The sequence below is a fragment of the Frankia sp. AgPm24 genome (assembly GCF_023243055.1).
Lineage (GTDB): Bacteria > Actinomycetota > Actinomycetes > Frankiales > Frankiaceae > Frankia > Frankia umida.
On the sequence record NZ_JALKFW010000208.1, the window covers coordinates 1 to 13,822 of the forward strand.

Genomic DNA, 13,822 nt, shown 5'->3' on the forward strand with positions numbered 1-13,822 from the left:
CCGGCGGCGGGGGGGGGCGCGGGGGGGGGGGGGGGGGGGGGGGGGGGGGGGGGGGGGGGGGGGGGGGGGGCGGGGTGCCAAGTGGTCCCGTGCCGCCGGAACGTGGCCAGATCGCTTCCGTGATCATGGCGTGCCGAGGGTTGTTCGGGATTTCACCCCTCCCAGGCCTAACAACCCTCGGCAGGCGGCCTCATAACCCTCGGCATCGGCCTCGGCATAACCCCCGACATCGACATAGCCCTCGGCATCGGCCTCGACGTACCCCTCGACCTCGACCTCGACATCGACGTACCCCTCGACATCGGCATCTGCTTCGGCGCCCGGCCCCGCGCCGACTCTGCTGACTTCGCCGATTCTGCTGACTTCGCCGACGCGTCGGGGAGGGGGTGGGGACGTCCACGGGGTGAACCGTGGGAGCTCGCGGGGTGGTGGGCGGTCGGGAACGATCGGCGGGCCCGTAGGATCGTTGTCGTGGTTGCAGCAGACGGATCGGACCGATCGACCCGCGGGGTGCCCGCGAAGCCCGCCCTCGACGGCATCGAGGCACGCTGGTCGGCCGTATGGCAGGACGAGGGCACCTACGCCTTCGACCGCACGGCCGAGCGTGCCCGGGTGTACTCCATTGACACCCCGCCGCCGACCGTCTCCGGGTCGCTGCACGTAGGCCATGTCTTCTCCTACACGCATACCGATGTCATCGCCCGTTTCCAGCGGATGCGGGGCCGTGAGGTCTTCTACCCGATGGGGTTCGACGACAACGGTCTGCCCACCGAGCGTCGGGTGCAGAACTACTTCGGGGTGCGCTGTGACCCGTCGCTGCCGTACGACCCGGAGTTCACCCCGCCGGCGAAGCCGGGCAAGGACCAGCTGCCGATCTCCCGGCGCAACTTCGTCGAACTGTGCGAGCGCCTCACCCTCGAGGACGAGAAGGGCTTCGAGGAACTGTGGCGTCGCCTCGGGCTCTCGGTCGACTGGTCGCGCACCTACGCGACCATCGACACGCGTTCGAGGGCCGTCGCCCAGCGGGCGTTCCTGCGTAACCTCGCCCGCGAGGAGGCCTACCTCGCCGAGGCGCCGACGCTGTGGGATGTCACGTTCCGTACCGCCGTCGCCCAGGCCGAACTGGAGGACCGGGAGCGGCCCGGCGCCTACCACACCCTCGCCTTCGCCCGGACGACCCCGCCTTCCGGCACGGCCACCCCAGCCGGCGGCAACGGCGACAGCGGCGGCGACGCGGTGATCATCGAGACGACGCGGCCGGAGCTGTTGGCGGCGTGCGTGGCGCTGGTGGCACATCCGGACGACCCGCGCTACCAGCCGCTGTTCGGCTCCACGGTGCGCACGCCCCTGTTCGAGGTCGAGGTGCCGGTGGTCGCCCACCGGCTCGCCGACCCGGAGAAGGGCTCCGGCATCGCGATGATCTGTACGTTCGGTGACCTCACCGACGTCATCTGGTGGCGTGAGCTGCGCCTGCCGACCCGGGCCGTCGTCGGCCGGGACGGGCGGCTCGTCCCCGACGCGCCCCAGGCCATCACCTCGTCCGCCGGGCAGGCGCACTACGCCGAGCTCGCCGGTAAAACGGTGCACAGCGCCCGCACCCGGATCGTCGAGCTGCTCACCGAGTCCGGCGCGCTGCGCGGCGAACCGCGGCCGATCAGCCATCCGGTGAAGTTCTACGAGAAGGGCGACCGTCCCCTCGAGATCGTCACCACCCGCCAGTGGTACATCCGCAACGGTGGACGGGACGAGTCCCTGCGCGCCCAGCTGCGCGGCCGGGGCCAGGAGCTGTCCTGGCATCCGGAGTACATGCGGGTCCGGTACGAGAACTGGGTGGACGGTCTCAACGGTGACTGGCTGATCAGCCGCCAGCGCTTCTTCGGCGTCCCGTTCCCCGTCTGGTACCCGTTGGACGAGGACGGCACCCCGCGTTACGACGCGCCGATCGCCGCCGACGAGGCGGTGCTGCCGATCGACCCGTCCAGCGACGTCCCCCCCGGTTACACCGAGGCGCAGCGGGGCGTGCCCGGCGGGTTCGCCGCCGACCCCGACGTCATGGACACCTGGGCGACGTCCTCGCTGACCCCGCTGATCGCCAGCGGTTGGGGTAGCGACCCGGACCTGTTCGCCCGGGTCTTCCCGATGGACCTGCGCCCCCAGGCCCACGAGATCATCCGGACCTGGCTGTTCTCCACCGTGGTGCGCGCGGAAGCCGAGTTCGGCGTGCTTCCCTGGTCGAACGCGGCGATCTCCGGCTGGATCCTCGACCCGGACCGCAAGAAGATGTCCAAGTCCAAGGGCAACGTGGTCACCCCGATGGCCACCTTGCAGGAACTCGGTTCGGACGCGGTCCGCTACTGGGCCGCCTCCGGGCGCCCCGGCACCGACACCGCCTACGACGTCGGCCAGATGAAGACCGGTCGCCGCCTGGCCATCAAGATCCTCAACGCCAGCCGTTTCGCCCTGGGTCTCACCACCGACCCCGCTGAGGCCGCCGTCACCGGTGCTGATGTCGCCGGTGCCGCCGTTGCGGATGCCGCTGCCGATGCCGCGACGGGTGGTGCTGCGACGGGTGGTGCCGCGACGGGTGGTGCCGCGGCCGCGGAGGTCGACGCGACCGCACCGGGGACGCAGGAGGCTCGGCTGGCGGCCGCGGTGATCGAGCCGCTGGACCGGGCGCTGCTCGCCGCACTCGCCGACGTCGTGGACGCGGCGACCGGCGCGCTCGACGGCTACGACTACGCCCGGGCGCTCGAGCTCACCGAATCGTTCTTCTGGCGCTTCTGCGACGACTACGTGGAGCTGGTCAAGGGCCGCGCCTACGGCTCGTTCGGTGCCGAAGGCGCCGCGTCCGCGCAGGCCACGCTGACGGTGGCCCTCTCGGCGCTGCTGCGGCTGTTCGCCCCGGTGCTGCCGTTCGTCACCGAGGAGGTCTGGTCCTGGTGGCAGACCGGCTCGGTGCACCGCGCCCCCTGGCCGGACGCGGCCGAGATCCGCAAGCTCGCCGACTCCGGCCGTCCCGACCTGTTGGACGCGGTCGGCACGGCCCTCGCCGGTGTCCGCAAGGCCAAGTCCACGGCGAAGGTGTCGATGAAGGCCGAGGTCGCGCAGGCCACCCTCGCCGGTGACACCGACATCATCGCCCTGGTCCAGTCCGCCGCCGCCGACCTGCGCAGTGCCGGCGGCATCCGCGAGCTCATCCTCGCCCCCACCACCGGCGACCTCACCGTCGACGTGACTCTGGCCTGATCCGGCCCCGCCCCGCGGCGGACAGCGGACCCCGTCCGGGATTCGCCTGACGCGATCGCGCGGGGCCGCGTCGGCGGGCATGTCACGTTCGCGCGGGCCCGGTCGTCCTGGGAAGGAGACTGCCAGAGCTCCGGAGGTCCCCATGGCATCGACCGACCCGCCGCCCCGCGTCCCACCCGTGCCAACCGTCCCGCCTGGGTCGGACGTGCGGTCTGGGGTGGATGTGCGGTCCATCTTGTTGGCGGAGGCGTTCGAGGGGGAGCGGGGGCATCTGCGGGCGGTGGCCTACCGGCTGCTCGGGTCGTTGGCGGACGCCGAGGATGTCGTGCAGGACGCCTGGCTGCGACTGCGACGGGTCGACGCGGACGAGATCGATGATCTGCGTGCCTGGCTGACGGTCGTGGTCTCGCGGTTGTGTCTGGACCAGTTGCGTTCGGCCCGGGTCCGGCGGGAGGGATACGTCGGGCCGTGGCTGCCGGAGCCGCTGGTCAGCTGGCCCGGCGGTGACACGGCCGGTGCCGGTGGTGGTGTCGAGGGGCCGCGGGCGGCGTCAGGCGGGTTCGGCGCGGCGGCCGCGATGGCGGGGGCCGAGCGGTTCGCGGGCAGCGGCGGCGGAGCACACGGGCAGGTCGATCCGGCGGATCGGGTGACGCTCGCCGAGTCGGTGAGCATGGCGATGATGGTGGTGCTCGAGGCGCTGAGCCCCGCCGAGCGCACGGCGTTCGTCCTGCATGACGTGTTCGGCTACGACTTCGCCGAGATCGCCGAGGCCACCGGACGCACCCCGGCGGCGGCCCGCCAGCTCGCCAGCCGGGCGCGTCGCCACGTCCGGGACAGGTCGGTGCGTTTCGAACCCGACCCGGGGCTGCGCCGGCGGGTCGCCGATGCCTTTCTCGCGGCCGCGGCCGGCGGTGACCTCGGCGGGCTCACCGCCCTGCTCGACCCGGACGTCATCGTCCGCTCCGATGGGGGTGGTCTCGCCCGGGCGGCCCGTCGTCCGATCACCGGCGCCGACCGGGCGGCCCGGTTCATCGTCGGCATCATCGAGAAGAGCCTGGCCGACGCCGGCCCGCGGGCCTGGACCCGCCCCGTCGAGGTCAACGGCGAACCCGGCTTCGCCTACCACGACGGCACCGCCCTGCGCACCGTCGCGAGCCTGCACATCGTGGACGGCCGGATCACCGAGATCAACATCGTGGTGAACCCCGACAAGCTGCGCCACCTCGCCCCCGACCCCTCCCACCGGGGGGCGGGTGGAGGTGGTGGGGCGGGTCAGTCGATGCGGCCGGGTCAGTCGATGCGGCCGGGTCAGTCGATGCGACGGAGTTCCCTGCGGTAGCGCTGGCCGTTGGCGGCGTAGATCGAGGCGCCGAGGAGCTGGGTCGACGGGTCGTGGCCGGGCACGACCTTGGCCGGGATGCCCAGCGCCCGCGACCGCTCCGGGACCTGGGTGCCGCCGACGACGACGGCACCCGCCCCGACCAGGGCGCCCCGGCCGATCCGCACCTTGTGCAGCACGATGGAACCGGAACCGATCAGGGCGCCGTCCTCGACGACGCACCCCTCCAGATGGGCCAGGTGCCCGACCGTGCAGTCGTCCCCGACAACCGTCGGATACTCGTCGGTGGCGTGGATGACCGTGCCGTCCTGGATGGAGGACCGGGCGCCGATGATGATGCGTCCGTAGTCGCCGCGCAGCACCGCCGACGGCCATACCGTCGACCCGGGTCCGATCGTCACCGAGCCGATCACGGTCGCGTCCGGATGGACGTAGGCCGACGGGTCGATGACGGGGACGGCATCCCCCAGGGCGTACACGGCCATCCGAGCTCCCGGAAACTGTAGGTATCGACCAGCCCATCCTGCCCCCGGCGCCGCCCCGGTGGTGCCGGGACGGTGCCGGGGTGGTGGGTCTGGTGCGGTCAGTCGGTGTCCAGCTCGGGACGGAGCATGCCGGGGGGCGCCGAGCCGGTGGCCCGGGCCCAGCCGCGGGCCGCGGCGCGCTCGGCCGCGAGGCGTCCAAGGCCGATGGCCAGGCCCGAGATCGCCGCCCACAGGATGGCTTCGGCCAGTGCGGTGTCCGGGTCGGCCGGGTTGACCGGTGGGTCCGACCGGCGGACCTTCTTGTACGCGAGGGTCACCCCGCGGCTGGCCGCCGTCCCGGCGAGCGCGGTCGCAGCGCCGCCCACGACCTTCCAGCCCAGTTTCGATGCCGCCTTCGCCACCCGAACATCCTTCCTCTTGCACAGCGGCCCAGATGGGCCCGTGTTGTCCATGTCCACGAATGGTGCCGGTCATGCCAGCCCCACGACCCGGGATGGCACCGAGACGGCGTCGATCCGGTGCCGGGGTGGCGCCGTACGGTCGCCGCGTCCGTGGCCGGTGCCGTACGGGACATCATCCATCCGCGGGTGGCACCGGTGGCACGGCGGGCCGAGGGACCCGCGGCGCGACATGCCGGGCGGCGGTGCAGGGGCGGGCGTGAGCGTGGGCCGAGGGTGGGCGGAGGATGGCCTAAGGTGCTGAACCGTAGTACGTCCGGCTATCCCGTACGAGGCAGGAGATCCATGACCGCCACCGAGCCGACCACTGCCGCCCCACCGGGGTGGCACCAGGGCGCGGCCCATCCGGGGCAGGTGTCACCGGATCCGGTGGACGAGCGACCGGGCTGGCAGCCGGGGCGGCCGGAGTCGCTGGGAGGGCTGCCGGGGCAGGTGGAGGTGCTGGTGCGGCGGCTGGACCCGGGGCTTGCCGGGCCGGTGTACGCGCAGCCCTGCGATGCGGGGGCGGACCTGGTCAGCGCGTCGGAGGTGACGCTGGCGCCGGGGGAGCGGGCGGTGGTGGGGACCGGGACGGCGATCGCGCTGCCCGAGGGGTACGCGGCGTTCGTGCATCCGCGCAGTGGGCTGGCCGCCCGGCACGGAGTGACAGTGGTCAACGCGCCGGGAACGGTGGACGCCGGCTACCGTGGTGAAATAAAGGTTGTTCTGATCAACACCGATCCGTCCGAACCGGTGACGTTGCGCCGCGGCGACCGGATAGCGCAGCTTGTCGTCCAGAAGGTCGAACGCGCGCTGTTCCGGGAGGTCGACGAGTTGCCCGGTTCGGTGCGGGGCGCCGGCGGCTTCGGCTCGACTGGCGGGTTCGGGGAGACAGGAAGGGAGACCGCGGGTGTTCGGCCGCCGGCGTAGAGAAGAAGAGTCAGACGACGCGCCGGAGGGTACGCCGAGGTCCGCGACGGGGGCGGCGCACGCCACCAACGGTGCGGATGGGCTCGGCCAGGCCATCCCGGACGTGCCGGACGGCCCGTACGACATCACCGAGTCGCCGCAGGACGGCGTGCACCGACTTGATCTCGGTGCGCTGCGGCTGCCGGCGTTGCCGGGCGTCCAGGTGCAGTTCCAGGTGGAGGAGGCGTCGGGGCAGCCACTGACCGTCGTCGTCACCGACGGGCGTAGTGCGATGGAACTGTCCGTGTTCGCCGCGCCGAAGAGCCGCGGGCTCTGGGACGAGGTGCGCGCCGAGATCCTCGCGGGTGTCGAGGCGTCCGGGGGGAAGGAGGCGGGCGGTTCGTTCGGGCGGGAGCTGCGGATCGCGCTGCCCACCGGGCGGCCGCAGGAGTCCGTGCCCGCCCGGATGATCGGGGTGGACGGGCCGCGCTGGTTCCTGCGGGCCGTGGTGACCGGTGCCGCGGGCAGCGATCCCGGTGCGGCGCCGCTGCTCGAGGAGACGCTGCGCCGGATCGTGGTGGCCCGTGGGGAGGAGGCGATGCCGGTGCGCGATCCGCTGCCGCTGACGTTGCCCCGTGAGGTCGCCGACCATCCGGACGGTCCCGGCGCGCCGGCCACCGCGGCCACCACCGGACGCCCGGCACTGCCCACCCCCGGCGTGCGCACCGCCGAGATCCGCTGAAGTAACCGGCTGCACGGTGGGTCACTGCCCGGCGGCGGCTCGTGGTGGTGCTGTTCGTTCGTCGGGTTTCGTCGTCGGATCACTCGATTGGGCGGCTGTGCGGGGGCACACTGTGCTTCGGTCGTTCGTTGCAACAGACGTGTCCGGGCAGACCTGCTGGCGCGGGATCGGAGGAGCGGTGGGCGAGCCACGGGGTTGGTGGGGGCGCAAGCTCCACAGGCTGACAGCGGGGGTCAACGAGCTCGACGCCGAGGATCTGCAGGCCGCCGCCGCGGCGGCCGGCGCCGCCCCGGTGAGTCGCTGTCGTGACCGGGACGAGATCTGCGTCGCGGGTACCATCCAGGCGGTGACGGTCCGGGCCGGTTCCGGGGCGCCGAACCTCGAGGTCGACCTGTATGACGGCAGTGGCACCGTGACCCTGGTGTTCCTTGGCCGGCGCAACATCCCGGGCCTGCGGGCCGGTGCGCCGGTGAAGGCATCCGGGCGGGTGACGCTCTCCGATGACCGGCCGACCATCTTCAACCCGCGGTACGAACTGCTACCGGTGTCCTCCGCCAGCGCCTGACCGCGCCGGGCGGTAGGCGTCCGACCGACCGACAGGAATCTCCACCGACGATGCCAGGACTGCCTGCTCCCGAGACCCCGCCGACGACGCTGTCCGAGGCCATCGGCGGGCCACGGGGAATCATCGACAGCTCCCTGCCCACCGTCGCGTTCGTGGCGGTCAACGCGCAGGCCGGGCTGACCGCCGGGATCGTGGTCGCCGTCGTGACCGCCGCCGCGCTGCTGGTGTTGCGGATCGTGCGGCGTGAGCCGGTGCAGCAGGCCTTCTCCGGGCTGTTCGCGGTCGGGTTCGCGGCGTTCGTCGCGTCCCGCACCGGGGACGCGAAGGGCTTCTTCCTCCCCGGCATCGCCAAGAACGCCGCGGGTGTGGTGGTGGCGCTGGCCTCGGTGGCGTTGCGCCGACCGGTCCTGGGCTACCTGATGGCCGGGCTCGACCGGCGCTACACCGGCTGGCGTGACGATCCGCGTCAGCGGCGGGCCGCTGCCCTCGCCACGCTGGTGTGGGCCGCCGTGTTCGGGGTCCGGTTCGTCGTGCAGGGCGTGCTCTACCTCGCCGATCAGGATGGCTGGCTCGCCGCGGCGAACATCGCGCTCGGCCTGCCGCTGTTCGGCGTCGCCCTGCTCGCGAGCTTCGCCATCGTGCGCCGCCTCGCACCCCTGCCACCCCAGCCGCCGTCCCCCTCCGACACGTCCGTCGTCGAAGGTGAGGTCATCGCCAGCGACCGGCTGGCCGGCGAGCCGTCCGGGCCGGTCGAGCCGGGGCACTTCAGGCGCTGATCAGCCGTTGGTGCGCGGGGGCGGGCCGAGCAGAACGGCGAGCTGGTCCTCGGCCTCGGTGCTGGTGACCACGGCCAGCACCTCGTCGCCGGCCTCGAGGGTGGCGTCGGGGGAGGGGATGACGGGGCGTCCGTCGCGCAGGATCACCACGAGGGCGCTGTCGGCGGGCAGTTCGATCTCACCGACGGCCCGTCCGGCGACGGGGGCGTCCGCGGCGAGGGTGAGCTCGACCAGCGAGGCGTCGCTCTGGCGGAACCGCATCAGCCGCACCAGGTCGCCGACGCTCACCGCCTCCTCGACCAGCGCGGTGAGCAGTCGCGGCGCCGACACCGCGACATCAACCCCCCAGGACTCGGTGAACAGCCACTCGTTCTTGGGATGGTTCACCCGCGCCACCACCCGGGGCATCCCGAACTCGGTCTTGGCCAGCAGCGACACCACCAGGTTCACCTTGTCGTCCCCGGTCGCGGCGACCAGCACGGCGTAGTCGTCCAACCCGGCGGCGTCCAGCTGCGCCAGCTCGCAGGCGTCGGCCAGCAGCCACCGGGCGCCGGGCAGCGAGTCCAGGCGGACCTTCGCCGGGTCCCGCTCGATCACGAGGACCTCGGAGCCGTTCTCCAACAGTTCGGCGGCGATCGAGCGGCCCACCTTGCCGGCCCCCGCGATCACCACCCGCCGCCCGGACGGCCGACTCGTCGGCGCCACGGCCGTCGTCGTCGCCGGCGCACCATCGGTGACCGATGGGACGGTGCTCGCCGGTGGGACGGTGCTAGCCGGTGGGACGGTGTTCGCTGATGGGACGGTGTTCGCTGATGGGACGGTGTTCGCCACAGGTCAGCCCTCCTCGGGGCCGCGGCGCGCGATCGCGTCGGCCTCGGCTGCGCGTGCCTTGACGACGGCCACGTGCAGCACGTCGCCATCCTGGACGAGGGTGCGGCCGTCGGGCAGGATGCCGTCGCCGAACCTGGTCACGCACACCACCCGCACACCGGCGGCCTCCTCGAGCTCACGCACCCGCCGCCCGACCCAGCCGGGGGCGGGGTTGACCGTGGTGAGCAGCACCGAACCGGACGGGTCCGACCAGACCGGGGTGACCGCCTCGGGCAGCAGCCGACCGAGGATCTGGTCGCGGGTCCAGCGCACGGTCGCGACGGTGGGGATACCCAGACGCTCGTACACCTCGGCGCGGCGCGGATCGTAGATGCGGGCGACGACCCGCTCGACGCCGAACATCTCCCGGGCGACCCGGGCGGCGATGATGTTCGAGTTGTCGCCGCTGGACACCGCGGCGAACGCCGCCGAGCGTTCGATGCCCGCCTCGATCAGGGTGTCCCGGTCGAACCCCATGCCGGTCACCCGCTGACCGGTGAAGTCCGCGGGGAGCCGGCCGAACGCCGCCACGTTCTGGTCGATGACGGCCACCGAATGGCCAAGACGCTCGACCCCACGGGCGAGAGCGGAGCCGACCCGGCCACAGCCGAGGATCACCACATGCACGAGGCATGACAGTAGCCGCATCCGATCCGCGTGGCGCGAATCCTCCCAGGAACGCTCCGTATGCGGAGCCGGGACGGGCGTGCGGCGGGTCCGACAGCGGGGTTCGCTCCGGCGATGTGGCTGAGCTGGAGGGCTGCCGGGGTGGTCGGTGGTGATGTGTCCCACGTCACAGTTGTGATCGGTCGCGCGTCGTGTCGGTAGCATCCCCCGCGTGGCGCTCACGGACCGGCTGAAGCGCAGCTTCGTCGGTCGACCGATTGGCAGCGACCGACTCGGCGAGACGCTGCTGCCCAAACGAGTCGCGCTGCCGGTGTTCGCCAGCGACGCGCTGTCCTCCGTCTCGTACGCGACGGAGGAGATCCTGCTGGTCCTGTCGCTGGGCGGGCTTGCCTTCTACCACATCTCGCCGTGGCTGGCGGGCGGCGTCATCATCCTCATGCTGACGGTGGTCGCGTCGTACCGGCAGAACGTGCACGCCTACCCCAGTGGCGGCGGGGACTACGAGGTCGCCTCGGTCAACCTCGGCCCGCGCGCCGGTCTGCTGGTGGCCAGCGCACTGCTGGTGGACTACGTGCTGACGGTCGCAGTGTCGGTGTCCGCGGGTGTGGCGAACCTGATCTCCGCCGTCACCGGGCTCGCCCCGTACCGCGTGGTCATCGCTGTGATCATCGTCGTGGTGCTGACGCTGATCAACCTGCGTGGGGTCCGCGAGTCCGGCACGGCCTTCGCCATCCCGACCTACGGTTTCGTCGCCGGCGTCTTCATCATGATCGTCACCGGGCTGATCCAGGCAGCCACCGGGCACACCCCGCGGGCCGAAAGCGCCGGGTACAAGGTCGTCGCCGAACACGACTACGCCGGGTTCGCGCTGGCGTTCCTTGTGCTGCGGGCGTTCGCGTCCGGCTGTACGGCGCTGACCGGCGTCGAGGCGATCAGCAACGGCGTGCCGGCGTTTCGCAAGCCCAAGAGCCGCAACGCCGCGACGACGCTGCTGATGATGGGCCTCATCGCCGTCACCATGTTCGCCGGTGTCACGGCGCTCGCCCTCATCGCGGACGTCCACGTCGCCGAGCACACCAGCGACCTCATCGGTGCCCACGGCGAGCAGCCCACCGTTATCACCCAGGTCGCCGCCGCCGTGTTCGGCGACGGCTCGGTCGGGTTCGTCTACATCGCCACGGTGACGACGCTGATCCTGATGCTCGCCGCCAACACCGCGTTCAACGGCTTCCCGGTGCTCGGCTCGATCCTCGCCCGGGACGGCTACCTGCCCCGCCAGCTGCACACCCGCGGCGACCGGCTGGCGTACTCCAACGGCATCGTGCTGCTGGCGGGCTTCGCGATCCTGCTCATCATCGTCTTCCACGCCGAGGTCACCCAGCTCATCCAGCTCTACATCCTCGGGGTGTTCATCTCGTTCACCCTGAGTCAGACCGGGATGGTCCGGCACTGGGCCCGCATCCTGCGCGCGGACTCGGGTGACCCACGGGCCGGCGACCCGCTGGCCCGGCGGCGCATCCGCCGTTCGCAGGCGATCAACTTCATCGGCGCCTGCCTGACCGGGACGGTCCTCGTCCTGGTGCTCATCACCAAGTTCACCCACGGCGCGTGGATCGTGTGCCTCGCGATCCCGATCATCTTCGTGGGGATGCGGGGCATCCGCGGCCACTACGACCGGGTGGCGATCGAGCTCACCCCCGAACCGGGCCCGCCGACCCTGCCGTCGCGGGTGCGGGGCGTCGTGCTGGTCAGCAAGATCCACGCGCCGACGCTGCGGGCCCTCGCCTACGCCAAGGCGACCCGTCCGCACAGCCTCGTCGCCCTCACCGTCGCCGTCGACCAGGCCGATGCCGACCGGCTTCGCGCCGCCTGGCAGGAGCGTGGCATCAGCATCGACCTCGTCGTGCTCGCCTCCCCGTACCGGGAGGTCACCCGCCCGGTACTGGACTACGTCGCCCGGATCCGCCGGGAGAGCCCCCGTGATGTCGTCGCGGTGTACGTGCCCGAGTACGTCGTCGGTCACTGGTGGGAGCATCTGCTGCACAACCAGAGCGCGCTGCGGCTCAAGGCCCGGCTGCTGTTCCAACCCGGAGTGATGGTCACCAGCGTGCCGTGGCAGCTCGCCTCGTCCAGCCGGGTCGAGGGTCGGGTCGAGCGCATCGGCGCCGGTGCCGTCCGCCGCGGCCAGTCCGCGCCGCAGGCACCCGCGTCCGCCACACCTGCCGCATCCGCCACACCTGCCGCGGCTGCTTCGGTGCCCGCCGCCGCGCCGCCGGCTCCTCCCGCGTCGTCCGGGGAGGGAAAGTGAGTCCCGCCCGGGGGGCGTCGGCCTCGGGGGCGCCCGCGTCCGCGTCGGCGCCGTCGTCGACCGCGCGGGCGGCACGTCCGTCCGAGGTCGGGACGCGGCGGGAGCTGACCGTGGGCCAGATCGCCCACGGTGGGTTCTGCGTCGCGCGCGACGAGGGACGGGTGGTGTTCGTCCGGCACGCGCTGCCGGGGGAGCGGGTACTCGCCAGGATCACCGACGACTCCCATGACCGTTACTGGCGGGCGGACGCGGTGGAGATCCTCGAACCGTCCCCGGACCGGGTCCCAGCGCCCTGCCCGCATGCCGGACCGGGCGCCTGCGGCGGCTGCGACTGGCAGCACGCGACACCCGCGGCGCAACGGCGCGGCAAGGCCGAGGTCGTGATCGAGGCCCTGCGCCGTTTCGGCGGTGTGGACGTGGGACCGCTCGTGGTCGAGGCCGTCGCGCCCGATCCCTCCGGTGTCGAGCCGTCCGGCGGGCCGGATGGGGTGGACGGGCTGGACTGGCGCACCCGGATGCGGTTCGCCGTCACGGCGGACGGGCAGGTCGGGCTGCGGGCCAGCCGTTCGCACGAGGTGCTGGCCACCCCGGACTGCCGCATCGCCCATCCGCTGGTCCGCGCCGCGCTCGCCGATCGCCGCTTTCCCGCGGCGGCCGTGGTGGAGGTGGCGGTGAGTCCCGCCTCCGACGCGGTGGCCGTGGAGGTACACACCGGCGGGGCGCCCGGCGGCGGGGCGCGGGTCGGGACGGCGCACGCCGGCGCGGTGCGCGGCTCAGCGGCGGGGCGCGACGGGGGCGGGGGTACCGCCTCGGGGGTGCCGGACGCGCCGGACGCGCCCATCGGTGCTGGTCGGATCGTGGAGGTTGTGGGACAGCGGAGCTTCGCGGTCGGGCCTGGGGTGTTCTGGCAGGTGCACGCGGCTGCCCCGAAGGTGCTGGTCGACGCGGTACGGACGGCGTTGCGGCCACAGCCGGGAGAGATCGCGCTTGATCTCTACGCCGGTGCGGGGCTGTTCGCGGCGTTCCTCGCCGAGGATGTCGGGCCGTCCGGGCGGGTCGTGGCGATGGAGTCGGAGGCGGCCGCCGTCGCCGCCGCCGCGGACAACCTCGCGGACCTGCCACAGGTGTCGCTACGTGCGGTGCGAGTGACGCCGGCGACCGTGCGCGGCGTGCTTGGCACCGGGCCGTCCGCCGGCAGGGTCGGGTGCGCGGTGCTCGACCCGCCGCGGGCCGGAGCGGGGGCGGAGGTGGTCGCGGCGCTGCTGGGGCACCACCCACGTGCCGTCGCCTACGTGGCCTGTGACCCGGTGGCACTCGGCCGAGACCTGGCCACGTTCAGAGCTCGTGGTTACACGATGACCGCACTGCGCGCCTTCGATCTGTTCCCGATGACGCATCATGTCGAATGCGTCGCCCTTTTTGAACCCACCGTAAGGTAACTCGGGGTATCTGATTCATCCTGAACGGTGCTGAATCAAGATGGTCGGGGAGGGATTCACTCTCCTGTGCGGCCGGCCG

The 13,822-nt window shown here is 72.6% G+C and carries 12 protein-coding genes; 8 read left to right on the plus strand and 4 right to left on the minus strand.

All coding sequences use genetic code 11. From position 1 onward, the window contains the following. Window positions 1-471: 471 nt before the first annotated feature. Together valS and MXD61_RS20915 are read left to right on the plus strand one after the other, a co-directional pair. Window positions 472-3,246 carry a valine--tRNA ligase gene (gene valS, locus MXD61_RS20910; RefSeq protein WP_248815164.1) on the plus strand — a complete coding sequence of 925 codons (2,775 nt, stop codon included), beginning with the start codon at window positions 472-474 and terminating at the stop codon, window positions 3,244-3,246. A gap of 223 nt (window positions 3,247-3,469) precedes the next feature. Next, window positions 3,470-4,585, plus strand: a complete 1,116-nt coding sequence (locus MXD61_RS20915) for a sigma-70 family RNA polymerase sigma factor (RefSeq protein ID WP_308222805.1) — start codon at window positions 3,470-3,472, stop codon at window positions 4,583-4,585. Here the strand turns inward: MXD61_RS20915 and MXD61_RS20920 are convergent. Further along, window positions 4,555-5,070 carry a gamma carbonic anhydrase family protein gene (locus tag MXD61_RS20920; protein ID WP_248815165.1) on the minus strand — a complete coding sequence of 172 codons (516 nt, stop codon included), beginning with the start codon at window positions 5,068-5,070 and terminating at the stop codon, window positions 4,555-4,557. The two genes, MXD61_RS20915 and MXD61_RS20920, sit on opposite strands and share 31 nt — an antisense overlap. Before the next feature lie 98 nt (window positions 5,071-5,168). Then, window positions 5,169-5,471 (minus strand): DUF4235 domain-containing protein, encoded by a 303-nt coding sequence (locus tag MXD61_RS20925; protein ID WP_163548315.1) that lies wholly within the window; start codon window positions 5,469-5,471, stop codon window positions 5,169-5,171. Between the two features lie 342 nt (window positions 5,472-5,813). Here MXD61_RS20925 and dut point away from each other — a divergent pair, with 342 nt between their 5' ends. From dut to MXD61_RS20945, 4 genes are all read left to right on the plus strand, one after another. Further along, window positions 5,814-6,437, plus strand: a complete 624-nt coding sequence (gene dut, locus MXD61_RS20930) for a dUTP diphosphatase (protein ID WP_248815166.1) — start codon at window positions 5,814-5,816, stop codon at window positions 6,435-6,437. Between the two features lie 94 nt (window positions 6,438-6,531). Further along, window positions 6,532-7,158: a DUF3710 domain-containing protein gene (locus MXD61_RS20935; protein ID WP_372512151.1), complete on the plus strand. Its 627-nt coding sequence runs from the start codon at window positions 6,532-6,534 to the stop codon at window positions 7,156-7,158. A 178-nt stretch (window positions 7,159-7,336) separates the two neighbouring features. After that, window positions 7,337-7,723, plus strand: coding sequence for an OB-fold nucleic acid binding domain-containing protein (locus MXD61_RS20940; protein ID WP_163548312.1), 387 nt, complete (start codon window positions 7,337-7,339; stop codon window positions 7,721-7,723). 50 nt (window positions 7,724-7,773) lie between these two features. Further along, window positions 7,774-8,499, plus strand: coding sequence for a DUF3159 domain-containing protein (locus MXD61_RS20945; RefSeq protein ID WP_248815167.1), 726 nt, complete (start codon window positions 7,774-7,776; stop codon window positions 8,497-8,499). On the opposite strand, the gene MXD61_RS20950 is transcribed toward MXD61_RS20945, so the two are convergent. Together MXD61_RS20950 and MXD61_RS20955 are read right to left on the minus strand one after the other, a co-directional pair. Further along, window positions 8,500-9,204, minus strand: coding sequence for a TrkA family potassium uptake protein (locus MXD61_RS20950; protein WP_248815168.1), 705 nt, complete (start codon window positions 9,202-9,204; stop codon window positions 8,500-8,502). Between the two features lie 129 nt (window positions 9,205-9,333). After that, window positions 9,334-10,017, minus strand: coding sequence for a TrkA family potassium uptake protein (locus tag MXD61_RS20955; RefSeq protein ID WP_251080341.1), 684 nt, complete (start codon window positions 10,015-10,017; stop codon window positions 9,334-9,336). 190 nt (window positions 10,018-10,207) lie between these two features. Here MXD61_RS20955 and MXD61_RS20960 point away from each other — a divergent pair, with 190 nt between their 5' ends. Further along, on the plus strand, window positions 10,208-12,304 hold the full coding sequence (locus MXD61_RS20960; protein ID WP_248815169.1) for an APC family permease: 2,097 nt from the start codon (window positions 10,208-10,210) through the stop codon (window positions 12,302-12,304). Further along, window positions 12,301-13,743 carry a TRAM domain-containing protein gene (locus MXD61_RS20965; RefSeq protein ID WP_308222806.1) on the plus strand — a complete coding sequence of 481 codons (1,443 nt, stop codon included), beginning with the start codon at window positions 12,301-12,303 and terminating at the stop codon, window positions 13,741-13,743. The genes MXD61_RS20960 and MXD61_RS20965 overlap by 4 nt, the downstream gene beginning before the upstream one ends. Window positions 13,744-13,822: the final 79 nt, after the last annotated feature.